Annotated in this window: 20 protein-coding genes and 1 tRNA gene; 6 read left to right on the forward strand and 15 right to left on the reverse strand. The window is 55.3% G+C overall.

Annotated features, from left to right (window positions below):
* Window positions 1–47 precede the first annotated feature (47 nt).
* From ABFX35_RS09195 to ABFX35_RS09215, 5 genes are all read right to left on the reverse strand, one after another.
* A complete protein-coding gene (locus ABFX35_RS09195; protein WP_346080440.1) occupies window positions 48–827 on the reverse strand; it encodes an ABC transporter ATP-binding protein in 780 nt (259 codons plus the stop codon).
* Window positions 824–1,684: an ABC transporter permease gene (locus tag ABFX35_RS09200; protein ID WP_095849172.1), complete on the reverse strand. Its 861-nt coding sequence runs from the start codon at window positions 1,682–1,684 to the stop codon at window positions 824–826. Before ABFX35_RS09200 ends, ABFX35_RS09195 begins: the two co-directional genes overlap by 4 nt.
* Before the next feature lie 17 nt (window positions 1,685–1,701).
* Complete coding sequence (locus ABFX35_RS09205) at window positions 1,702–2,682, reverse strand: ABC transporter substrate-binding protein (RefSeq protein WP_279025370.1); 981 nt, start codon at window positions 2,680–2,682, stop codon at window positions 1,702–1,704.
* Between the two features lie 272 nt (window positions 2,683–2,954).
* On the reverse strand, window positions 2,955–3,524 hold the full coding sequence (locus ABFX35_RS09210; protein ID WP_346080443.1) for a HutD/Ves family protein: 570 nt from the start codon (window positions 3,522–3,524) through the stop codon (window positions 2,955–2,957).
* Window positions 3,524–4,894, reverse strand: coding sequence for a formimidoylglutamate deiminase (locus ABFX35_RS09215; protein WP_279025374.1), 1,371 nt, complete (start codon window positions 4,892–4,894; stop codon window positions 3,524–3,526). The genes ABFX35_RS09210 and ABFX35_RS09215 overlap by 1 nt, the downstream gene beginning before the upstream one ends.
* Window positions 4,895–5,075: 181 nt before the next feature.
* Here ABFX35_RS09215 and hutC point away from each other — a divergent pair, with 181 nt between their 5' ends.
* From hutC to hutG, 3 genes are all read left to right on the forward strand, one after another.
* Window positions 5,076–5,792, forward strand: a complete 717-nt coding sequence (gene hutC / locus ABFX35_RS09220; protein ID WP_428832184.1) for a histidine utilization transcriptional repressor HutC — start codon at window positions 5,076–5,078, stop codon at window positions 5,790–5,792.
* 141 nt (window positions 5,793–5,933) lie between these two features.
* On the forward strand, window positions 5,934–7,163 hold the full coding sequence (gene hutI, locus ABFX35_RS09225; protein ID WP_346080446.1) for an imidazolonepropionase: 1,230 nt from the start codon (window positions 5,934–5,936) through the stop codon (window positions 7,161–7,163).
* On the forward strand, window positions 7,150–7,956 hold the full coding sequence (hutG, locus tag ABFX35_RS09230; RefSeq protein ID WP_279025380.1) for an N-formylglutamate deformylase: 807 nt from the start codon (window positions 7,150–7,152) through the stop codon (window positions 7,954–7,956). The genes hutI and hutG overlap by 14 nt, the downstream gene beginning before the upstream one ends.
* A gap of 923 nt (window positions 7,957–8,879) precedes the next feature.
* Here the strand turns inward: hutG and ABFX35_RS09235 are convergent.
* From ABFX35_RS09235 to umuD, 6 genes are all read right to left on the reverse strand, one after another.
* Entirely contained in the window at window positions 8,880–9,761 is an 882-nt protein-coding gene (locus tag ABFX35_RS09235) for a nucleoside-specific channel-forming protein Tsx (RefSeq protein WP_279025382.1), read from the reverse strand.
* Window positions 9,762–10,220: 459 nt separating this feature from the next.
* Window positions 10,221–10,493 (reverse strand): hypothetical protein, encoded by a 273-nt coding sequence (locus ABFX35_RS09240; protein WP_279025384.1) that lies wholly within the window; start codon window positions 10,491–10,493, stop codon window positions 10,221–10,223.
* 68 nt (window positions 10,494–10,561) lie between these two features.
* Window positions 10,562–11,452 (reverse strand): aromatic amino acid DMT transporter YddG, encoded by an 891-nt coding sequence (gene yddG / locus ABFX35_RS09245; protein ID WP_346080448.1) that lies wholly within the window; start codon window positions 11,450–11,452, stop codon window positions 10,562–10,564.
* 254 nt (window positions 11,453–11,706) lie between these two features.
* Window positions 11,707–12,462, reverse strand: a complete 756-nt coding sequence (gene budC, locus ABFX35_RS09250; protein WP_095848482.1) for a meso-2,3-butanediol dehydrogenase — start codon at window positions 12,460–12,462, stop codon at window positions 11,707–11,709.
* Between the two features lie 729 nt (window positions 12,463–13,191).
* Complete coding sequence (gene umuC, locus ABFX35_RS09255; RefSeq protein ID WP_279025387.1) at window positions 13,192–14,460, reverse strand: translesion error-prone DNA polymerase V subunit UmuC; 1,269 nt, start codon at window positions 14,458–14,460, stop codon at window positions 13,192–13,194.
* Window positions 14,461–14,883 (reverse strand): translesion error-prone DNA polymerase V autoproteolytic subunit, encoded by a 423-nt coding sequence (gene umuD / locus ABFX35_RS09260; protein WP_095848480.1) that lies wholly within the window; start codon window positions 14,881–14,883, stop codon window positions 14,461–14,463.
* 257 nt (window positions 14,884–15,140) lie between these two features.
* Between umuD and ABFX35_RS09265 the strand changes: the two genes are divergently transcribed.
* Complete coding sequence (locus ABFX35_RS09265; protein WP_165907104.1) at window positions 15,141–15,311, forward strand: hypothetical protein; 171 nt, start codon at window positions 15,141–15,143, stop codon at window positions 15,309–15,311.
* 97 nt (window positions 15,312–15,408) lie between these two features.
* Here the strand turns inward: ABFX35_RS09265 and ABFX35_RS09270 are convergent.
* A tRNA-His gene (locus tag ABFX35_RS09270) sits at window positions 15,409–15,489 on the reverse strand.
* Window positions 15,490–16,627: 1,138 nt separating this feature from the next.
* Here ABFX35_RS09270 and cspE point away from each other — a divergent pair.
* The gene (gene cspE, locus ABFX35_RS09275) at window positions 16,628–16,840 is read left to right on the forward strand and encodes a transcription antiterminator/RNA stability regulator CspE (protein ID WP_121554847.1); all 213 of its coding nucleotides are present in this window, start codon (window positions 16,628–16,630) and stop codon (window positions 16,838–16,840) included.
* A 416-nt stretch (window positions 16,841–17,256) separates the two neighbouring features.
* Here cspE and cho read toward each other — a convergent pair whose 3' ends face one another.
* A complete protein-coding gene (gene cho, locus ABFX35_RS09280; protein WP_346080452.1) occupies window positions 17,257–18,129 on the reverse strand; it encodes an excinuclease Cho in 873 nt (290 codons plus the stop codon).
* A 91-nt stretch (window positions 18,130–18,220) separates the two neighbouring features.
* Window positions 18,221–19,801, reverse strand: coding sequence for an FAD-NAD(P)-binding protein (locus ABFX35_RS09285; protein ID WP_346080453.1), 1,581 nt, complete (start codon window positions 19,799–19,801; stop codon window positions 18,221–18,223).
* A 249-nt stretch (window positions 19,802–20,050) separates the two neighbouring features.
* Here ABFX35_RS09285 and ABFX35_RS09290 point away from each other — a divergent pair, with 249 nt between their 5' ends.
* Window positions 20,051–21,112: a glycosyltransferase family 9 protein gene (locus tag ABFX35_RS09290; protein ID WP_346080455.1), complete on the forward strand. Its 1,062-nt coding sequence runs from the start codon at window positions 20,051–20,053 to the stop codon at window positions 21,110–21,112.
* Window positions 21,113–21,329: 217 nt separating this feature from the next.
* Here ABFX35_RS09290 and ABFX35_RS09295 read toward each other — a convergent pair whose 3' ends face one another.
* Window positions 21,330–22,271: an alpha/beta hydrolase gene (locus ABFX35_RS09295; protein ID WP_346080457.1), complete on the reverse strand. Its 942-nt coding sequence runs from the start codon at window positions 22,269–22,271 to the stop codon at window positions 21,330–21,332.
* Window positions 22,272–22,443: the final 172 nt, after the last annotated feature.

Here is a 22,443-nt window from a genome sequence, read left to right on the forward strand (position 1 = left end):
TGCGCGTTAACGCACTGCCGGGCGCCACCCCGTTGGCCTGTTGGGCCTTAATGCATGCTTTGCAGCGTTTCGCTGCGGATCTCTTCCGTGACCCGCGCCTTGATGGCCATAAACGCCGGCGACGTTTTCAGGGTGTAATCACGCGGGTGTGGGAAGTTGACCGGCACTTCGGTTTTGATCCGCCCCGGCCGCGCGCTGAAGATAGCCACCTTGTTAGCCATGAAGATCGCTTCGTCGATATCATGGGTGACGAACAGCACTGTCTTGCGGGACGCTTCCCAAATATTGAGCAACAGTTCCTGCATCATCACCCGCGTCTGGTTGTCCAGCGCGCCGAACGGCTCGTCCATTAACAGAATTTTCGGATCGTTGGCCAGCGCGCGGGCGATTGCCGTGCGCTGCTGCATGCCGCCGGACAGTTGGCGCGGATAGTGGTGCTCAAAACCGCGCAGCCCGACTTTGTTGATGAAGTAGTCGCTGCGTTCTTTCTGCTGGGCCAGGCCCACACCGCGCTCCTGCAGGCCAAAGCGGATGTTCTGCTCCACGGTCAGCCAGGGGAACAGCGTATAGCTTTGGAACACCATGCCGCGATCGGCGCCCGGCCCTTCGACCAACTGGCCGTCCAGCCACACTTCGCCCTGGGTTGGGCTGTCCAGCCCGGCGATGATGCGCAGCAAAGTGGATTTGCCGCAGCCAGAGGGGCCAAGAATGGTGATGAAGTCATTCTCCTGCACCTGGTAATTAATCGGCAGCAGCGCCTGGGTCTGCTCGCCGTGCGGGCCGGCGAAGATGCGCGATACGTTCCTGACATTGAGTTTACTGTTCATCGCAGTGAGCTCCAGACAAACAGGCGCTGGTTAGCCGCCTTGAATAACAGATCGGACAGCAAGCCAATACAGCCGATGACGATAATGCCGAAGATAATCTGCCCGGTATTTAGCAACGCCTGGCTGTCGACAATCATATGGCCGATACCGCTGGAAGAGCCGATAAGCTCGGCCACAATAACGTAGGTCCAGGCCCAGCCCAGCACCAGGCGCAACAGTTCGGCAATCTCCGGCGCGGCGCCGGGGATCAGCACCCGGCGCACCACGCTGCGGTTAGACGCGCCCAGCGTATAGGCGGCTTCGACCAGATCGCGGCGGGCGGAACCCACCACCACGGCCACCATCAGCACAATCTGGAAAAACGAGCCGATGAAAATCACCAGGATTTTCTGCATTTCGCCGATGCCGGCCCACAGGATCAGCAGTGGGATAAACGCCGAAGCCGGCAGATAGCGGCAAAACGAGACGAACGGCTCCAGAAAGGCTTCGATCAGCTTGTACGATCCCATCAGGATGCCCAGCGGCACGGCGATCACCGCCGCCAGCAGGAAACCGCTCAGCACGCGGAACACCGTCATGCCGATATCCAGCGAAAAGTTATATTCGGTGAACAGCAGGATGCCTTCGTGCACCATGGTGAGCGGATCGGCCAGGAAGGTGGGCGACACCACGCCGGCGAAGGTCGTCAGCCCCCATACCGCAACGAACAGTACGAAGAACGCCAGGCCAAGAAACCAGCGCAACCGCGTCGCGACGGGCCGCAGCGGCACCATCATCGGGTTATGCCAGTGCGGTTTGGCCGGCGGCAGTGCCTGTGGTTCACGTTCTACGGCCTGCTGGCTGACGGTTGAATTCATATCAGTCTTCCCCATAATCATTGCACGTAGCTGGCGTCATACAGCGTGTTGATATCCGGCACCTTGCGGATCACCCGCATTTCCAACAGCAGCGCCGCCGCTTCTTTACTGAAATCAGCCAGCTCGCCGGCAAAGAACTTGCGGTTCTGTTCGCGATCCTGCCAACGCAGATAGCTGGCGGATTCGGCGAACTGTTTGCCGCTCGATTTCACCGCGGCGCCCATGATTTCATACGATTTATCCGGCTCGGCCTTGATCATATCCAGCGCGTCGAAGTAGCTTTTGACGATCGCTTTCGCCGCCTGCGGGTTCTTTTTCAGGAAGTCCGGCGTACAACCGAGGGTATCCATCACCATCGGGTAATCCAGCGTGGTGACCAGGATCTTGCCCTGCGCCGGGTTCTGGCGCACCGTCGACAGGTACGGTTCATAGGTCATCGCCGCGTCGTTCTGCCCGGCGTTGAACGCCTGGGCCGCCGCCTGCGGCGACAACGTGGCCAGCTTGACGTCTTTGAGCGTCATGTTGTTTTTATCCAGGATCCAGGCCAGCGCAAAGTAAGACGAGGTGCCCGGGGCATCCACACCGATAGTTTTGCCTTTCAGCTCCGCCACGCTGTTGATGCCATTACGTACCGCCAGGCCATCGGCGCCATAGGATTTATCCAACTGCACGATTTGGGTCAGCGGCACGCCGTTGGCGTTCCAGGCGACATAGGTTTCCACCGTGGTCGCCGCACACTGCACGGCGCCGGATGCAATCGCCAGGTGGCGATCTTTTTGCGGGATCATTTTCAGATCCACATCCACGCCGTTTTTCTTGAAGATCCCGGCCTTATCCGCCAACGTCAACGGGGCAAACCCAGTCCAGCCGGAGATGCCGATGGCCACTGGCGTATTGGCAGCCTGCGCCGCAGTCACCAACAACCCGGAAAACCCGATAGCCGCTCCCAGCGCTGAAAATTTCCTGATTGCCGTTCTTACGGAAAAAGTCTTGCTCATACTGCGCTCCTGTTGTGCTGTGCCGATAAACCCACCCGGACGGGCGGGAAAATACATCTGTATATTCTTGTCTATACAAGTGCGTTTATACAGCAAGCAAGATGCGCGCCAAAAACGCAAACGGCCTCACATACTGGTGTTACTGGCCGGCCATGGCTCATCGGCGGCCGGAACGGATCGCGATGGTGCAAAGTGCGCACCACGATGAAGCACGCCGGCCGGAATACGGGAAAACAGCCTGTCACCGGCGCGGGCCAGGGAGGCAAATACCTTCAGCACGGGTAAATATCGGCCCACAGGGCGAGCGCCGGTTCGTTCCCCTGCGGTACAAACCGGGCCGGCGCCGCTACCTGCCGCCACCAGCCGCCTTCACCGGCGGCCAGTACCGCCGTTTGCTGCTGCGCCCACTGCCAGCGGCCGCAGAGCACGTACAGCACCCCGTCATGGCCGGCCGGAAGTTGAACCGGCCCGGCCAGGCGTTGGACGTTAGCCGCCCAGCGGCCGCGCCGCACCATGATATTGAAATCCTGGCTGGCGCCGCCAAGCAAGGTGGCATGCAGCGCGACGTCGCCGGGGAAGGCAAACGGCTCGCCGACATGGGCCAATGGGTGATCGATCAGCCCTTCGCTGAACAGGCGCACGCCATCGCCTGCCAGCAGCGTAATTGAGCGATCAATACCGGGGAACAGCGAAAAGGGACCGCTTTGCGCGATCGTGGCGATGCTGGCGCGCCAGTTGAAATCCGCCCCCGCCGGTTGGCTGACGATCTCGCGGGTTTCACCGCCGCCGTTGCGCCAGCGGCTGACCGGCAGCGTGGCAAAGGAAAAACGGTGCAGGCTCATCACACCTCCTGACGCAGCGTTTTCAGCACCTGCTGCAAGGCCGCGGCGCTTTGTTGTTCCAACGCATGACGCCCCTGGCTAATCACTTGCTTGCCCGCGACAAATACGTCGCGGATCTGCTCGCGGCCGCCGGCAAACAGCCAACGGTTAAGGATTGCCTCATCCGCGGCGGCGGCCAGGTAAGGATCATTGCCGTCGAGCACCAGCCAGTCGGCCCGGTAGCCGACCGCCAACTGACCGATCGCCACGCCGCAGGCCTGCGCGCCCCCTTGCAGCGCCTGCTGATAAAGTAGGTTGCCCACCACCGGCTGCCGGGCGGTGACCAGGCGGTTGCGGCGCTGATCGCGCAACCGCTGGCCGTATTCAAACCAGCGCAGTTCCTCAACCACGTTAAGTGAGACGTGGCTGTCGGAACCGATGCCCCAGTGGCCGCCGTGGTGCAAATAGCTATCGCCGGGAAAAATGCCATCCCCCAGGTTGGCTTCAGTGGTGGGGCACAGCCCGGCGACGGCCCGGCTTTGCGCCAGGCGCACCAGTTCATCGCGATCGAGATGCGTGGCATGCACCAGGCACCAGCGTTCATCCACCGGCAGATGGTCATACAGCCAGGCCACCGGGCGCTGGCCGCACCAGGCCAGGCAGTCATTCACCTCTTTTTGCTGTTCGGCAACGTGGATATGCACCGGCAAGGCGCTATCGCACGCGGCCAGCACCTGTTGCATTTGCTGCAGCGTCACCGCGCGCAGCGAATGGAAACACAGCCCCTGATTCTGCAGAGGTTGCCCGGCCAATTGGCGGGCGATGGTGCGTTGCTGGGCCAGGTAGCTGTCGGTATCCTGAATAAACCGCAGTTGCCCTGGCTGGGCCGGCTGGGCGCCGAAACCGGCGTAGCTGTATAATACCGGCAACATCGTCAGGCCAATCCCCGCCTGGGCCGCCGCCTGGCTTAGTTGGCCGGTCATTTCCCCGGCATCGGCGTAAGGCTTGCCCCCCGGGCTATGGTGCAGGTAATGGAACTCAGCCACCTGGGTATAGCCGCCCTTTAGCATTTCGATATACAGTTGGCCGGCGATGGCCGCTATTTGCTCCGGTTCCAGGCGCTGCACCAGGCGGTACATCAAATCACGCCAGGTCCAGAAGCTGTCCTGCGGGTTACCCGCCACTTCCGCCAACCCGGCCATCGCACGCTGGAACGCGTGGGAGTGCAGATTGGCCATTCCCGGCACCACATCGCCCGCCAGGCGGGTGCAACCATCTGGAGCGGCGCCCACTTCCACGTGGCTTAGGTAGCCGACATTGTCGACGTTCAAGCGGACATCATGCGCCCAGCCATCGGCAAGCAAAGCGCGCGAAGCAAAATATGCAGGCATAGCGGTTCCCCAACGTTAAAAAGTGGCGGCCGGCCCAAAATAAGTGCTGACAAAACCGCCCTTGGTTGTATATACATATACATACACCAGCATCAACAGTAAACTGGTGTTATGCTTTTTTTATTTGATGAGGTTAACGCCCGTGGTGGATCAACAAACCCTGCTACAACTGGCTGCTGCAATGAGCGATACCCCTGCCCCGATTTATCAACGGGTGAAGCAGGCCATCGTGAACCAAATTCGTTCGGGCCATTGGCAACCGCATCAACGCGTTCCCTCGGAAAGCGAACTGGTGGCGGAGCTTGGCGTTAGCCGCATGACCATCAACCGGGCGCTGCGGGAACTGACCAGCGAAGGGTTCCTGATCCGTATGCAGGGCGTTGGCACTTTCGTCGCCGAAGCCAAGGCGCACACGGCGCTGCTGGAAGTGCATAACATTGCCGACGAAATCGCCGCCCGTGGTCACCGCCACCGCAGCCACATCGTCGAATTTATCGCCCGCCCCGCCAGTGAAGAAGAAGCCGCGGCGCTGGATATTCAGCCTGGGCAACAGGTGTTTTATTCCCAGATTGTGCATTACGAAAACGACATGCCGGTGCAGGTTGAAAACCGCTGCGTCAACCCGCTGGCCGCGCCGGATTACATGATCCAGGATTTTGACCGCGTTACCCCCTATACCTATCTGATGCAGGCTGCGCCGCTCACCGCCGGCGAGCATATCGTCGAAGCCGTGGTGCCCACCCGGCATGAGCGCGAACTGCTGCAGTTGGCGGAGCATGAGCCTTGCCTGCTGATCCACCGCCGCACCTGGTCGGGGAAAACGGTGGTCACATCGGCCAGGCTGCTGTACCCAGGCAGCCGTTACCAGCTGTTCGGCCGTTTCACCAACGAACGGTAATCCTTTCGGGGGTGAACGTTCACCCCCGGCTCCCCTACCCTGGTTATTGCATAAATTTCACGCGTTATGGTTGCCGCCTTGCCGGCAATGCGCTAGCTTGTGTTTAATTGTATATACAACAATATGGGAGTAGGAAAGCACATGACCGCTGAGACTCACTGCGACAGCCTGTGGTACGGGGCGGATATTGTTACCCTGCGCGATGGCCGTTATCACACCATCAAAAATGGCGCAATAGCGGTGCGCGGCGGGAAGATCGTCTGGCTGGGGGAGCATGCGGCATTGCCGGCGTTCACGGCGGATAATACGGTGGCCTTCAACGGCGGCATCATTACGCCAGGCTTTATTGACTGCCATACCCATCTGGTGTTTGGCGGTAACCGTAGCAGCGAGTATGAGCAACGGCTCAACGGCGTGAGCTATGCCGAGATTGCCGCACAGGGCGGCGGCATTGCCGCCACGGTGCATGCCACCCGCGCCACGAGCGAAGAGACGCTGCTGGAACAGGCGCTGTTTCGTCTGCGGCCATTACTGGCGGAAGGCGTTACCTGCGTGGAGATTAAGTCCGGCTATGGCCTGACGCCGGAGAGCGAGCTGAAAATGCTGCGCGTGGCGCGCAAACTGGGCGAACGCCTGCCGGTCGACGTCAAAACCACCTGCCTGGCCGCACACGCCCTACCGCCGGAATATGCCGGCCGGCCCGACGATTATATCAGCCTGGTCTGCAACACCATTATCCCACAGGCGGCCGAAGCCGGCCTGGCCGACGCCGTGGATGCTTTCTGTGAACATTTGGCGTTTTCCCCGGCGCAGGTGGAAGCCGTCTTTGCCGCCGCCGAGCGGGCCGGGCTGCCGGTAAAACTGCACGCCGAACAGCTTTCATCGCTCGGCGGCAGCGCGCTGGCCGCCAAACACCATGCGCTTTCCGCCGATCACTTGGAATACGCCACGGCCCAGGACGCCGCCGCCATGGCCGCGGCCGGTACCGTGGCCGTGCTGCTGCCGGGCGCCTATTACCTGCTGCGTGAAACGCAGCGCCCGCCGGTCGAACTGTTCCGCCAGCACGGGGTGACGATGGCGATCGCCAGCGACGCCAACCCCGGCACTTCGCCAGCGTTGTCGCTGCGCCTGATGATCAACATGGCCTGCACGCTGTTCCACCTGACGCCGGAAGAGGCGCTGGCGGGGGTTACGCTGCACGCGGCCAAAGCGTTGGGGCTACAGCAAAGCCACGGTTCGCTGGAAACCGGCAAGGTGGCGGATTTTATTCATTGGCCGTTATCAACGCCGGCTGAACTGGCCTATTGGCTGGGCGGGCAACTGCCTTGTACGGTGATTTTCCGAGGAGAAGTACGCAATGAGCATCCATGATCCTTTTGATTTCCAGGCCGGTAGCCTGCCGTTGCTGATCAGCATACCGCACGCCGGCACCCGGCTCACCCCGGCGGTAGACGCCGGCTTGAGCGATGACGCCCGCCTGCTGCCAGATACCGACTGGCATATTCCACGGCTGTATGATTTTGCCGCCGCCATGGGCGCCAGCATCCTGGTTGGCAACTATTCACGCTTTGTTATCGATCTCAACCGCCCCGCCGACGACAAACCGCTCTACACCACCGCCACCACCGGCCTGTATCCCGACGTGCTGTTCGATGGGCGGCCAAGCTTCGCCGCCGGGCAAGCGCCGTCGGCGGAAGAACGCGCTGGCTACCTGCAACACATCTGGCGGCCCTACCACCAGCAGCTACAGGATGAGCTGGCACGGTTGAAGGCTAAACACGGCTATGCGCTGCTTTTTGACGCGCATTCAATCGCCTCCGTCATTCCCCGCCTGTTTGACGGCACGTTGCCGGATCTCAACCTGGGCACCAACAGCGGCGCGAGCTGTGCCGGCACGCTGAGCGATCGCCTGCTGGCCTGCTGCCAGCAGCAACAGCAATACACCCATGTGCTGAACGGGCGTTTTAAAGGCGGCTACATTACCCGCGCCTATGGCCAACCGGCCGAAAATCAGCATGCCGTGCAGTTGGAACTGGCGCAGGTGAACTATATGCACGAACAGCCTCCCTTCGCCTATGACGCGCCGCGCGCCGCGCAGTTGCAAGGCCTGCTCAAGCCGTTGATTGAAACCTTACTGGCCTGGGGTGAACAGCAGTACCGCTAAACTACCGCCAGGCGCGGCCCAGGGATGGGCCAAATAACCAGCCCCCCTGCAACATAGGGAGTATTTACAGAAAAGTTCCATGGCACCGGATAATGGCAGCGTATTATACGCAGCGTGGTAACAAGGCCAAAGCAACGAGCGCAAAGCATTAACAATATTTACAGCCTGCCAAAGTAAATACCCGGAAGGGGAATTTAAATTCAGATATTTCTTGCAGTGAAAAAGCCAATCCAGTACTTTTGGCACCGGTAACTAAAAAGAGTTACCCCGTTTTTTTCGCATCTCAAACTTATCTTTCTTATCATCCAAGATAATATTTCTGTGAGTTCCCGCCGCTGTCGGCGGGATATTTTTTCGTATCCGTCACCTGGCCTCTGCCGTCTCCGCCACGTGCTCCAATGCCGCGTGCTCAGACGCAGGCTCGCCACTCGGCGTTAAACAAACCGTCGCACTTATATTTTAACGCTCTGGAAAACGCTGTAGTTTATTTACCCAAGCCGTTTCTAACCTGGTGCATCTAATAATAGAGTGCCGATTTGTCAAGCATATCCAAATACCTCACAGAATAACCTGCCGTTAATATAAACAATATATCAACAAAGAGTGGGAAATACGGGAAACGATTAATGAAATAGTGGATGATACCCGCCGTTGCAGATACCACGACTCTACGGTAATAGCGTTATGAAAAATATGATTTATAAATCAGTAATAGTGACGGTTATGATCTTTTTAACGGGCTGTGCCCCGCTTCACCACCACGGCGGCCATGCTCCCAACCGGTTCGACCACGGGCATAGCCACCCGGCGCCACACCACGGCCATCACCGCTAAGCACGCAGCCCCGTGGCACCATAACGGCAATGCCCCTTTATCCAGCCGAATAAAGGGGCATTTTTTACCGTTTCAGCTTGGCTGACGCGTTAGAAGTTGTAGCCCGCCACCAGGTAGTAACCCCAGCCGGTGGATTTGATCGGGCTTTGTTGCAAACCGATATCCGCCCCATCCTGCCACTGGCCGCCGTGATGGAAGTAACGCGCCACCACGGAATAATGCCAATGCGCATAGTTCAACGACAGAATATGGCTGGAGGCGATAGAATCGTTGGTGCGAACCTGTTTGCCGGTGCCGTCCACCCAGTTGCTGTCCTTACCCAGATCGGAACCAAAATCGAAGTTGGTAAAGCCGATGTAGCTCAGGTTGCCGCCCCACAGTTCGGTAATCGGCACAAAGTATTTTACTTTGACGCGGTAACCGTCCCAGCTGTTTTCATTGGCCGCGCCGTAGTTTTGCCATTGATATTTGGCATACACGTTCAGTGACAGGCTCATCGGCAGGCCGGTATCGATATCGGTGCCCAACCCCATATACCACGTGCTCTGGCGGGAAGCCTTATTACGCCCCATATCGTAGATATAGTTGTTAGCGATGTACCATTCTTTGAACGGCCCGAAGCTGAGATCGGCACCGGTCAGTTTATCAATGGAAAAGCGCGGTTCGATTTCCATGAACATCGGTGAGCCTTTATCCCAGATACCCCGATCCGGCGTGTTGCCAACGCCGAAGAACTTCGGCACGTCGACATAGCCGTAAAAATCCAGCCATTCATGTTTGGCAAACGCTTCGTATTCCAGGTAAACGTCATTGTTCAACTGCGGCCCGAAGCGGGTATGGTAGCTCCCCACGACGTTGACACTCTGGTGCCACCAATCCGAAACATATTCACTGTCTTTGCTATCAGCCATTGATGATGCGCTGTACGACGACGCGAGCAGTACACCTGCTGCGAGAGCTATTTTTTTCATTTTATTACCACATGCTTAAAGGGCTATTATCTGCCCGTTAGAAAGATGACAAACCTACCAACGACACCCGGTATCGCGTTCGGCTAACGATGCCACCGAATCACGCGCGCATTATAAGAACCACAAAGTGCAACAGTCTGTGATCCAGTTACGCATTCCGCGAATAGGTAATCGATTGCCTTCACATTTGTCAATTTTTGTTTCATGAAAAATCATATTTCTTGTGATTTTAGTCATGATAAGAATTTTTAAAGCAAGATATATGCCATATTTACTGGCAACTTGGGGTTATTGACCTGCTGGCGGTAGGGATAAAAAAAACCGCAGTTGCCGGCCGGCAGTGCGGTTTTGGTGTGAGCAGGCACCTGGCTGAACTAAAGAAACCAACGCCGGGTTAACCCATCAGCATTGCTGATGAGCTAGCGGTAATCTAGCAGCGGCGATAGTCTGGCATAAAAGCTAACGCGCGCCTGGCAACGCTTTGGCGATGTTCTCTTTACGGAACACCACCTCTTCGCCCGGGTTAATTTCCCATGCTTTCAATGGGATATCCAGCCGGGGCGCCGCAGCGATGACCGAGCCATGAAATACATTGCCTTCACGGAATAAGATACTGACGTCAAGCTGGTATTCGTGCCGCAAATTCGCCGTCGTCAGGCGAACAGTGTCGCCACGGCCATAAGACTGTGCGTCACTGCTGGGCTGTAGAGTAAATTGAATATCGTCTCTCATGAGCAACATCTCCATGTATAATGGCTACTTACAGCTTAGCGGGAAATCGCCCCTGGTGCTCAATTTAGTTACCTGCGAGTCGCCCACCAGCACACCAACGAGCCTAAGGTTACCATCGCCACCCCCTGCCAGAAATTGATGCTGAGCACAGTGCTGAGCACGATGGCAGCAAGCACCGACGAAAGCACCGGGGTAAAATAAGAGGCGGCCGCCAGCAACGCCATATTGCCGCGCAGGATCCCTACGTTCCAGGCGGCATAACCCGCCCCCATCGCCCCCCCCACGCACAGCAGCGCCGCCGTGACGGCGGGGGAAAATTGCATGCCGGTTTCGTTGCTGAAGGCATATTTCACCCACAGCGACGCCGCCGTCAGCAACATAAACAGCACCACGCCATTATGACCCTGGGCGCTTTTCCGGGTGACGTTGCAATAGGCGGCCCAAAGCAGCGCGCCGCTGAACACCAGGCCGTAGCTGAGCGGGTTGCTGCGCACGTTGTGCAGCAACTGCGCCAACGACCCTGCGTTCCCGCCGTTCATGATCCAGCCAATGCCCGCCAGCGACAGCAGCATGCCCGGGATCACCCACCAGGTGGCGCGTTGCCCATTAAACACAATCGCCATCAGCACAGTGAAGCAAGGCCACAGGTAGTTGATCATACCCAGTTCTATTGCCTGAGTGCGGCTGTTGGCATAGCCAAGCGCCAACGACAGGCAGATTTCATAAGCCACGAACAGCACGCTGCCCGCTATCAGATACACCCTGGGGAATTGGCGCAGTTTGGGCCAGCCCATCACCGCCAATAAAAACAGCGTACTGACGCTGTAGATCATCGCCGCGCCGCCGATCGGCCCCAGACCTTCACTGACGAGGCGGATCAGGCCGGTGATGCTGCTCCATAGCACAATGGCCAACAGGCCCAGCAACGTGGCTTTATGCCGGGCCAAAAAAGAAAACATGTTCAGGCCTTCCAATCGATTATTTTTATCCGTTTTTTCACTTTACGGTGCGGCACGAGAAAAGAAAAGGCACGGCGCTGATGGCTGCACCGAGAGACGCGGTAGGCTGCGGGGGCATCGTTGCAGCAAACAGGGATCATGAGGTGTCTACGGTTAGCCGGCAGCAGGTATAAAAAAGGGCACAGCGAACTGTGCCCTATTGGCGTAACGCCATGCGTTACGCAGGCAATGATGCATTGCCTTCCACTACAGTGTTAAACGATTTTTGGCTGGCCGTCAGAGGCGGTTGCCCCGCCATCGACCGGCACGTTGGCGCCGTTGATAAAGCTGGCGTCATCGCTGGCCAGGAATGCCATGACCGCGGCGATTTCTTCGGGTTCTGCCGCACGGCCCAACGGGATACGTTCGTTGAATTTGTCGCGGATCTCCTGCGGCCAGCCATTGGTCATGTTGGTTTTCACCAGGCTTGGGCACACAGAGTTCACACGCACGCCGTCTGCGCCGTGATCCAGCGCCATGGCGCGGGTCAGGTTAACCACTGCGCCTTTCGCTGCACAGTAATAGGCTGCGCCCCAGTCACCGCCCAGGCCGGAAACCGATGCAGTATTCACGATACTGCCTTTGGTTTTCAGCAGGTGCGGCAGCGCGAATTTGGAACAGAAGACCACGCCGTCGATATCCACACCGGCAATGCGGCGCCAATCGGCAACGCTGGTTTCCAGCACGCTACCGGCAACGTGAACACCGGCATTGTTCAGCAACACGTCAATACGGCCGAGTTTCTCTGCAACGTCATTCATCATTTTTTCAACGGCCGCAGGATCGGAAACATCAACGTGTACCGCATGCGCTTTGCCCTTTGGCAGCGATGCCGCAACGGCATCGACGGCGTCTTTTGCCCAGTCGGCCAGTACGACAATAGCGCCTTCAGCGGAGAAACGGCGAGCTGCCGCTTCCCCCATGCCGTTACCCGCACCGGTAATCACGACGACTTTATTATCAAAACGCATAGAACCTCCTCATGAATATAAATATTGCTTAATAATTCGTACAAATACAAAACTAGAACGAGGATAGCCCGCAGGGGTAGAGACGACCAGTCAAAACGTGCGAAATTTGATACTAATTCGGTATTTATGCTTATTAAGTAATCAACATTAGCAACCAAATGCTGTTTATTTACACAAACGGCCGATCTTGTTCGATTTTATTTATCATAGAAACCGCGTAGGCAAAGCATTAAGAATTATTGGATGATGGTGCGTTGTGGAATAGCTTTCTCACGCCGTGTGCAGCGCAATAACTGATTGTTATTCTCATGGTTATCGTCATCAATACACAATTTATGTGCTAACTCCCCCACGTTTTCATGATAAAAATTAAGTTTTATTGATGTATAGCAAACTATTGGACCCCGTTTGCGGGTATAAATTAATTAGATTCACTTATATTTTCCCTGGTGTTGGCCGAATTGGCAACCCGCCGTATCACAACAGATCGGCGGGATTTTTTTCTGCTTTTGGCGACTTTATTACCACACGAACCTATCCACTGGTTGTTCCCTACCTATTTGCAGAGTGAAATCGTGTAGCGCCGTTGCCTATGCCCATTTTCGCTGGCTTACCACTTTTAACGTAACAGCTGTAAATTAACTTATTAGTTAATATTGTTAAGTATTTTTTTCGGGGAATTATATAAGAAACCAGGTATATGGTTGCGCCCCATTCCCCCGCGCCAGGTTAATACACCCGCGCACGCGGCAGATCGGCCAGCCTTGTTGTGTAAGCCGGCGAGAGCAGTTCACGCTTCATCGCCCACACCTGCTGCGCCCCCTGCCCGGCAAACCACACCTTCGCCCCGCCTGACTGATTGATCTGATCCAACACGCTCATCAGCGGCCCACTGTTAGGCCGCGGCGGGTATTCATCGAACAATCCCAACTGGGCCACGCCCTGGCTGAAAAAGTCTTGCAGTATCACCCCGCATTTTTGGTAACGATGCCCTGGCTGCCAGATCTTATCCAGGCAGCGCATAGCCGCGGTGATAATGTCGCGGGTATCCTGCGAGGGGGTATGGAGCGGTATGCTGGCCGCATTGCCGTAATAGGCGCGATGATTCGCAAAGGGGCTGGTTTTGATCCATGCGCTCACATGACGGCAATACTGGTGTTCCGCCCGCAATTTTTCCGCCGCCCGGCTGGCATGCAGGCAGATGGCCTGGTGCATATGCTCATACAGCGTTATCGGATCGCCAAAGCTACGGCTACAGACGATCTGCTGCTTGGTCGGCGCAAACTCTTCCAGTGCCAGGCACGGCTGGCCACGCAGTTCACGCACCGTGCGCTCAAGCACCACGCTGAAATGCTTGCGGATCATCGCTGTACTGGCATCGGCCAATTGCAGCGCTGTTTCAATCCCCATGACGCTGAGTTTTTTCGCCAACCGCCGGCCGATGCCCCACACTTCCGCCGCCGGCACTATCGCCATTAACCTCCGTTGCCGCGCCGGGTTAGAGAGATCGACCACGCCATTGGTCTTCTGCCACCGCTTGGCGGCAAAGTTAGCCAGCTTGGCCAGCGTTTTGGTTTGCGCTATCCCGACACCGATCGTTAACCCGGTTTCTTTTTTCACCCGGCTTCTGACCTGGTGCCCAAACGTTGCCAGATCGGTACAGTTGCGCACGCCGGTCAGATCGAGAAAGCTTTCATCAATGCTGTAGATTTCGATGTGCGGCGCCATCTCTTCCAGGATGGCCATAACGCGCGTAGACATATCCGCATAGAGCTCATAATTGCTGCTGAATGCGATACCGCCAGCGCGTTCAAAGCGTTGCTTAATCTGGAAATAAGGCACCGCCATTTTTACGCCGCAGGCTTTGGCCTCTGCACTTCTGGCGACAACGCAACCATCGTTATTCGACAGCACAACTACCGGCCGGCCACGCAAATCGGGGCGCCACAGCATTTCACAGCTCGCATAGAAATTGCTCACATCAGCCAATGCGTACATTTACTTGAGCCTGGTGATAACAGAGACAACAACGCCGAATATCTCAACCTCGTCATGGCCTTCCCGCAGGGCTATCGGTTGGTATTTGGGGTTCATCGGCTCCAACTGGCGGCGAGGGTGCAGGCACAGCCGTTTTACGGTGAACTCCCCGGCAACACTCGCGATCACGATATCGCCGTGCCCCGCGCTGATGCTGCGATCGACCACCAGCATGGAGCCTTCGGTGATGCCCGCTTCGAGCATCGAATCCCCTGTGGCGTACAAAAAGTAGGTCGCGTTGGGGTGGCTGATGCAGTACTCGTTCAGATCTATCCGTGCGCCGACATAATCCGCCGCCGGGCTGGGGAAGCCTGCCGGCACTTTGTCAGAGAACAACGGAAGTTCGAGTTTGCCGGGGTTTGCCGTTGGGTAAAATAATCTCACATGCTCACCTTTACTGTTTTTTTATACAGTATAAAGGGAAATTTTTAGCAATGGGAGAGGCCGCTATGCCAAAGCACGCTAGCCTACTGATCGGTAAAGAAAGTTAGTGTGAAGTGACGGGCTAAAAACAGCGCCAGGCGCTTGCCGCACGGCCTTCCTGCACAGGAATCGGTCGTGCCGCAGCCTTAATCAAACTTTTACCGGGCGTTTTATGGTTAACTACCCTGACGTGAAACTACCGAAATAGGTTACAGATAATGGACGATAAAAAACCGCAAGACACCAAGATCAATGAAGGCTTTGCCAAGGTTCACAATGCCGGTGAGCTCGTCAGCGAAGAGGAAATCGCGCATTTGGCGGAAAAGGCCAAAGAAGAGGCAAAGGCCAATATGGAAAAGCACGAAGCCAAAAAATCACAGAAAAAGTAGCAGCACGCCGGCCCCAGAAACGCGAAACCCCGGCGGTGGCCGGGGCGCCAGGGCTATTCGCACAGGGGCATACTCATATGCGCCCTGCGGCCGTATTTGGTCCGCCATCGAGGTCTCGAACCCCGGCTCTTACTTCCTGTCACGAAGCAATGCTCTTGCCACGTTGAGCTAATGGCGGATAGAGCGATCATATCGGCCAGAGCCTCATCGTTCAACCCGATTAAACACGTGGGTTCCGCCCCGCCCTTGGTTGAACCGGTTCATAACGCTTGGGGATGTACGCTCACGCCAGCGGCAATCGCACATTGATGCGCGCAGAAGATAGCCCATAGGAAATTGGCGGTTAAATAAATACGTCATTTAAGATAAATAAAAATATCACGCGACTATCAGCACGGGGAAATATATACCAAACACGCCGGAGTAATATTTTAAACAAGCCAGCAAGCGGGGATAAAGCGAAGAAACATGACGCAGTGATTTTGCCGTTGCAGCGATGACTTTGGTTCCGGGCAAAGGGCGCTTTAGGCGGGTAGCCAAACGATGCGACTCCGTTGCAGCCCCCCAGGGTGAAGCCCTGGAAGGACTATAACGGGTTTTTAAGATAGACGTCCAAAATCCAGAGCACCACTAAAATGCCGATGAAAAGCGGGTTGTTCATATGCCCCCCCTTAACGTTCATACTCATGAAACACAGCTTCCAAAGCAGATTGTCAGATGCACGCTAAGCGCCACAAGAATGTTTAATACAACCAGAAACAGGGTAGTCTCCGCATTGGAAATGCGTAACATTCTACCCTTTCCTGATCGCTCTTCAAGCACATTTGCAAACGGCGCAAGCTCATGACCAGGCACCGTTTCCAGACCGTTCAGCTTCTTTGTTACCGCAGGCCGGGGCACAATGGCACCGCGGCTCTCCTGCGCCTTATGCCCTAGGATGCGGCCATGATGATAACGCTCGGATAAAAACGATTTCACAAGAGTTGATCAGGCTGAGAAATATGCGTTTCGCATTCGATAAAAATCTAAACCTCATGAAAAACCCAAAGCCGAAGAGCCAATGAACACCAATAAAACATTTAAAAATCAGATAAGAAAAATTAACACTTGCTTAATAAAGCAGGACAAGGATATGATGCGTCATCGGTTTGGAACACAGACCTTATGAAAGCAGTTTTAGTAAAGCAGTTCTCAGTTCAAGAGTTTATCCATAGATGCCCTTCTTCATGAGCCTTCTCCTAAGTGCCCAATAAGTAATTATCTGAATACAGGCCATGTTTGCCACCTTAAGTGGCTAAAAATTAAAGGAAGTATCTATGTCTAATAAAATGACTGGTTTAGTAAAATGGTTTGACGCTGGTAAAGGTTTTGGTTTTATTTCGCCAGAAGATGGCAGTAAAGATGTATTCGTACATTTTTCAGCTATCCAAAGTAATGACTTCAAAACTCTGGATGAAGGGCAAAAAGTGGAATTCTCTATCGAGAATGGTGCAAAAGGCCCTTCTGCCGGCAATGTCTGTGCGATTTAATGCCAGATAATTCGCAAAGGCTTACAATAGCGATGACGGCAATAGCCTGAGCAGTTAAGCCATAGTGATAAAAACCCGCTGCTGCGGGTTTTTTTATATGTAAAAAATAGCAAAAGCCAACATAACTGCAACTTGAATGATTTTGTGTATAGATACACAAGACCAAAGAAAACCATCAGTACCGGTAAAATGCCCCAGGGCAACCCATGTTTATCTCTTCGCCTTTGTTTTAGCCAGATACCTATAATTTAATGATTTTTTTATACTCATAAATCTCATATTTTTTGAACTCTAACCTGTTACGTTCCTCAGCAGAGCCCACTGCATCATCCTCACCGTTTTTAGCTAACGAGCCGGCTAATGCCCAACCAGACAGATACGAATAGGAATTACGCCCAAATAAAGACTCTAGGGCGTCATGCCTGTTCGTAAAGATCTATAATCTCATACTGCCCACTCATCACGGGTTTACAGAGAATTTTATAGCCGTCGCTGTCAAAACCAGGCGCAGCGACCATTAACGCCGGTGCATCGCCCAGATCGTCTACGGCACCGAGCCAGAGCCAATGGTGAATAATGTGGTACTGCACCCTATCCGGCCCCTGCTCACGCAAAGCGATCGGGCCCTGCCACGGCCAACACACCACGCGGCTTTCCTCAAGCGCAGCAAGCAGCCGCTGGCGATGCGCGGCCAGGCTCTCCTTGCCACAGCAGGCGCCGGCGCAGCGCTTCAACGCAGAGCGAAAACAGGGGCGCCCCCGGCTCAACGGCTCAAGCCCCAATAGCCCATAACAGAGTTGATGCCGATCGGCGATGGATTGTAGCGCCTGCAGCGCCGCACGCCGGTTAGCAAAAAGCCCGAACAACCCCGTTTTACGGGCGAAATCCACCTCTTTGGCATACACCACTTCAGGCTTATCGGCATTAAGCTGCAAAGCACAAAGCTGTTTGTTGCGGCGCAGGCGCTTATTAAACAGCGGCTGCTGCTTTTTGATCATCTGCGCCTCCAACAGCAAGGCGCCGATTTCACCGGCGGTTCTGACGAAGGTGATCCGCCGTGCCTGGCGCAGCATCGCGGCTTCATCCGGGGCGCGCAAATGTGAAAGCACCCGGCTACGGATATTCACGCTTTTACCAATATAGAGCGGCATGGTTTCACTCTCGCCGTGGAACAGATAAACCCCTGGCAACGAGGGCAAACCCGCCAACCATTGGCGCAGATGCTCTGGATATTGATAAATTGCCGCAGCTTCAAATGCCAACCGAGGCGCGCTTTGATATCTGGCCAATGATTTCTCCTGCACTGGTTTTTCATACAGTATAGCGCCATTAAATAACGTTTTACATGGCGACAGGCAAAACCATGGCCCGCTGACCAATTCAGCGCCGCCAACGAGATAAGGCTGCGCGTGCAATTGCCGCACCGATGTCCGCGCTTGCGGTAATGCCCTGCACAAAAGGCCGGTCATGCATCAGGTATGGCAATGCGCCAAAAGCAATACGCCCGCGCGCGATATCCGGCGATAGCAAGGTGTAATCGTCGCCGACGGCGGGAATATCCTCGCCCGACGCCATCAGTTGCCGCCTTAACCCCGGAAACGGCAATTCGTTGGTTTTGAGCGGCCGCTGGCCACGGGCATCAATGAATAAATCAAAGAGATGTTCTGCGCCATCAACGCGGATCAGTGTGTTTTTGTCCCGCACCTCCTGTTGATAATCATACCCAAGCTCCAGCAGGCCAATCACTCCGGCTGCGCGCAGCGCCAACAGCCGGCGTATAGATTCCGGCGGGATTGCCGCATAGTTATCAATGAAAACCTTGGCCAGCCCGGCCGTGAAGCGTTGGTGATCCTGTTCCCCAAGGTGCGGCACGATGGCCTGCACGGCTTCATGCAGCCGCAGGATCGCATAACGCCAGGGCACGGTGCGCTTCCCGCGCTTGTTGCGCTCAACTTCGGCCAGGTTGTATTCAGCCCAGCGAAACGGATCATAGCGTGCGCGATCGCTGAAATAAGCATCGGCGAAGCTGTCAGCATCCAGCGCCGCGAGCGAGACCCGCTCACTCCATGCGGGATCGGCAAACTGGACCTCTTCAACCATGAGCATAAACACGCGATCCAACAGCCCCTCTGGCCCGGCAGCGATTTCTTGTTTAATCGCCTGCTCGGTTGCTATGTGCAGAGGCTGATAAGGTATCGGGCAGTAAAAATCGGCTTCCGGCAGTATCCCCGAGCGTGACATCAGCGTGATGCTCAACGCCTGGCTTTCCGGGGCAAGATCGAAACACAGTTTGCCCTCGACGTCGTCAACAAACTGCCCATGCTGCGCCACCACGGCCATGGCCGCATCAATCGCACTGAGCGATGTTCCCATGATGCCAATGCGGCAGGCGGGAATCGCCGTTTCCACCAGCCCGGACCAGGGGCTGGGAAAATAGCTGCGCGTCGAGGCTTCCTTTTCAGGCCAAACATGCCCGGTGGCAATCACCACCAGATCAAAAAAATTGGCGACAGGCGCGCCGCCAGCGCACAGCTTCACACCTGCGGGCAAGGCTTCAATATCCGTCACTTTGCACGACTCATGTAATGTGACCGCAAAACCGCGCGCCGATGCCTGCTTCAGCAGTATCTGGAATTGATCTCTGAAATATTGCCCAAGCAAAATCCGCGGCAAAAACTGGCGCTGATGCAGGCTTGATTTATCAACGCCGAAACGCGCCAGTTGTTTTTCGTCTTGCAGGCGCAGCCATGCCAGATAGCTGGCGGTGATCGGCGGGATCTCGATACTGGCGATATTCGCCAGCATCAGCCGGCTATTATCCTCATCGCTATAAGGCATCCCCACGCCCGCCTGCTCTGCCTGCTCGAAGAGGGTTATCGCCAGGGGCATTTCGCTTTTTAAGAGCGAAAAGAACGTATAAATCCCAGTTGGGCCAGTCCCCACAATCGCAATGCGTTTCATAGCGCGCTCCAGTTATTTTTGGCATCCATTAATCAGGGTGTATGGCCCTCACGCCCAGCTCCATAAAGGGTAGCTTTCTCCCCCTTAAAAAGTAAGTTAACATGCGCTGCGGTAAGCACCTGGGATTCTTGCCGTTAGCGTGGCGTTAACGGATACCCTGGCCGGATTGGTACGGAGCAGGCTGCTCTGTATTTTTTGCTTAATGGTCACATCGCTGCTATCTGTTTGCGGACTGGAGCCGCCCTAACCATGCAGTTTTTAAAACGTTTCAACCGCGCTAAAAACACCATTTTGCGCCGTCTTAAACTGCACACGCTCAACACCTGGCTTAATATCACGTACCGCCCACCCCGCTGGGAACCCGATAAGGTTAAACGGGTTCTGCTGCTGCGCGTGGACGATAAAATCGGCGATATGGTGGTCACCACCGGTACGGCGAAACAACTGGCCGACAACGGCTATCACGTCTCGGTGCTGACAGGCAATGTCTGCAAATCTATGCTGGCATTCTGTGATGCGGTTCAGCAAACGTATCTATACGAAAAGCGGATGTCATTGCGTTCATTGCGGGCGCAATATTTTGACGTTGTGATCGATTTCGATGACGTTGTGGACTACGAACGGCTACGCCTGCTATTTCTGCTTGCGCCGCGCCATGTCATTGGCTTTAACAAGCCAAATTCGACGATTTATTCCCCGAAGTTAAACTGGCGCAATAGCGAGCAACATATTACAGAACGGCACCGGCAAGTGTTGGCGTTATTCAATTTGCCGCCTGCGCCCTTCCACTATCATTTGGGGCGTGATCCTGCAGCGGCGGCCCTTGTCGCGGCATTAACGCTGCCGGCGGATCGCCGGCTTATCGCCATCAATCCGTTCACCGGCGCAGAAGACAAAGACTTTTCCCGCGAACAGGTGCAATGCCTGATCGCGCATATACGCCAACACCATCAGGAATACCGCATCCTTTTAATTGGGCATAGCGACAAACTGCAATCCTTGCAAATTCCCACAGCGGAATATCTGGCTAACAGTACCATTAATACCGCCATCGAGATCGTGCGGAACGCCGATCTGGTGATAAGCCCCGACACGTCGATTGTGCATATCGCATGTGCTTTTAATACGCCACTGCTGGCGGTTTACAATACCCGCAGCCTGAAAGACAGCGGATTAGTCGGCTATAAAATATGGGCGCCAAATTATTCGCACGCCACACAAATTGTTACCGCGTGCCCGGCGATTCGCGATCTGCCTGTAACCACGCTGATACAAGCGCTGGATGAAAAACTCACCCAATTAGCGCATTAACGCCGCCGGCATTAACAGCATATGGGTTAATTCCGGCATGGTTTAACTGCCATTGATATTACAAGGTGTACAGTGCTTGCAGATAACGAGATCCAATTATCTGCCATTCCATTGATGCCCTACCCGGTTTTCCCGCTGTGCTCTGCCCAGCGGGATTTTTTATGGCCAACAGCACATGATAACGCCCCACCTGACAGCAACGGCGCCACACCATCAATCATTTTGATGAGCCGTGGGACTTTACGAAATCCGTGATAGCGCTCACCACGCCTGGCGCCAGAGGCAGATCGGCCATAGTATAAGTCGCCAGATTAACGGCTTTGTCATCCGTCGTGACCGGTTTAAAAATGTGATTCGTGTCGGGCAGCATGGCCAGCGTTGCCTGGGGAAAAACCTGCCTAAGTAGTTCAGCCGTGGCGGGCACCTGAATATCGCGCTCCCCTTGCAGAATCAAAACCGGCTTATCGACCTTGCCAGCCAGCTTAATGGGGTTCAATGAAAAAGCACTGATTAGGAACCCCTGCACGGCGGGCTTAAAAAGCGGCATAAGCAATGGCGGTATATTCTGGGCATCGACACGATGGCCAGCCGAAAGCTGGTTGATCACGTTTACAGCCGTATCCATCAACGGCGCATTATGAGGGTTGGACCGTAGCTGTGCGGCCAAAACCTCACCCAATGGCCGGGCCGGCGTGGCAAGGAGCACAAGCCCACAAATATTTTTTATTTTTCCGACAGCAACCAGCGCCACCAGCCCCCCTTCACTGTGCCCCAACAGCCAAATGCAGGATGCGCCAGTTTGTGCCATGGAAACATTCACCCACGCGCTGATATCGTCAACATAATCATTGACGGTTACCGCGTTGGCATCTGGCACGGCGGCCTGGCTGCCGAACATACCGCGCTTATCGATTCGGATAGTGGCAACACCTTGCGCTGCCAACCCTTCCGCCAACAATTTATAGGTTGCTGCTCGAATGCCCAGTGGGCTATTGCCATCACGATCGGTAGGCCCAGAACCCGGGATGATCAGGATAACCGGCGCCCCCTTTTCTGCCGGCAGAACAGCCGTTCCCCGCAGGGCACCCAAAGGACCTGGCGCCGCCATTTCATAGCTTGAATGTAGTTGATGAGTGGCGACTGGAGCATCAGAAAACATGAAATCCACCTTAGTCTACGAACCGTTATATTCCCTGCCGCTCTCGTCAAACAGGCAACTATCACTATCGATCTGTTAACCATAGAAGCCAATGAAAGCAGCGCAATTATTAAATACCGCGAATGTTACGATCATTGATGTGCCATAAAAAAGTTAACGTGCATAAAACAAA

The organism is Gibbsiella dentisursi (assembly GCF_039539505.1).
GTDB lineage: Bacteria > Pseudomonadota > Gammaproteobacteria > Enterobacterales > Enterobacteriaceae > Gibbsiella > Gibbsiella quercinecans.

Excerpts from the sequence above, each read along its gene's own strand:
- ABFX35_RS09215 (WP_279025374.1), bottom strand. The coding sequence starts at position 4,894 with ATGCCTGCATATTTTGCTTCGCGCGCTTTGCTTGCCGATGGCTGGGCG.
- ABFX35_RS09195 (WP_346080440.1), bottom strand. The coding sequence starts at position 827 with ATGAACAGTAAACTCAATGTCAGGAACGTATCGCGCATCTTCGCCGGC.
- hutG (WP_279025380.1), top strand. The coding sequence starts at position 7,150 with ATGAGCATCCATGATCCTTTTGATTTCCAGGCCGGTAGCCTGCCGTTG.
- budC (WP_095848482.1), bottom strand. The coding sequence starts at position 12,462 with ATGCGTTTTGATAATAAAGTCGTCGTGATTACCGGTGCGGGTAACGGC.
- umuC (WP_279025387.1), bottom strand. The coding sequence starts at position 14,460 with ATGTACGCATTGGCTGATGTGAGCAATTTCTATGCGAGCTGTGAAATG.
- hutC (WP_428832184.1), top strand. The coding sequence starts at position 5,076 with ATGAGCGATACCCCTGCCCCGATTTATCAACGGGTGAAGCAGGCCATC.
- ABFX35_RS09285 (WP_346080453.1), bottom strand. The coding sequence starts at position 19,801 with ATGAAACGCATTGCGATTGTGGGGACTGGCCCAACTGGGATTTATACG.
- ABFX35_RS09205 (WP_279025370.1), bottom strand. The coding sequence starts at position 2,682 with ATGAGCAAGACTTTTTCCGTAAGAACGGCAATCAGGAAATTTTCAGCG.
- yddG (WP_346080448.1), bottom strand. The coding sequence starts at position 11,452 with ATGTTTTCTTTTTTGGCCCGGCATAAAGCCACGTTGCTGGGCCTGTTG.
- ABFX35_RS09210 (WP_346080443.1), bottom strand. The coding sequence starts at position 3,524 with ATGAGCCTGCACCGTTTTTCCTTTGCCACGCTGCCGGTCAGCCGCTGG.
- ABFX35_RS09290 (WP_346080455.1), top strand. The coding sequence starts at position 20,051 with ATGCAGTTTTTAAAACGTTTCAACCGCGCTAAAAACACCATTTTGCGC.
- hutI (WP_346080446.1), top strand. The coding sequence starts at position 5,934 with ATGACCGCTGAGACTCACTGCGACAGCCTGTGGTACGGGGCGGATATT.
- cspE (WP_121554847.1), top strand. The coding sequence starts at position 16,628 with ATGTCTAATAAAATGACTGGTTTAGTAAAATGGTTTGACGCTGGTAAA.
- ABFX35_RS09240 (WP_279025384.1), bottom strand. The coding sequence starts at position 10,493 with ATGAGAGACGATATTCAATTTACTCTACAGCCCAGCAGTGACGCACAG.
- ABFX35_RS09200 (WP_095849172.1), bottom strand. The coding sequence starts at position 1,684 with ATGAATTCAACCGTCAGCCAGCAGGCCGTAGAACGTGAACCACAGGCA.
- ABFX35_RS09295 (WP_346080457.1), bottom strand. The coding sequence starts at position 22,271 with ATGTTTTCTGATGCTCCAGTCGCCACTCATCAACTACATTCAAGCTAT.
- ABFX35_RS09265 (WP_165907104.1), top strand. The coding sequence starts at position 15,141 with ATGGACGATAAAAAACCGCAAGACACCAAGATCAATGAAGGCTTTGCC.
- ABFX35_RS09235 (WP_279025382.1), bottom strand. The coding sequence starts at position 9,761 with ATGAAAAAAATAGCTCTCGCAGCAGGTGTACTGCTCGCGTCGTCGTAC.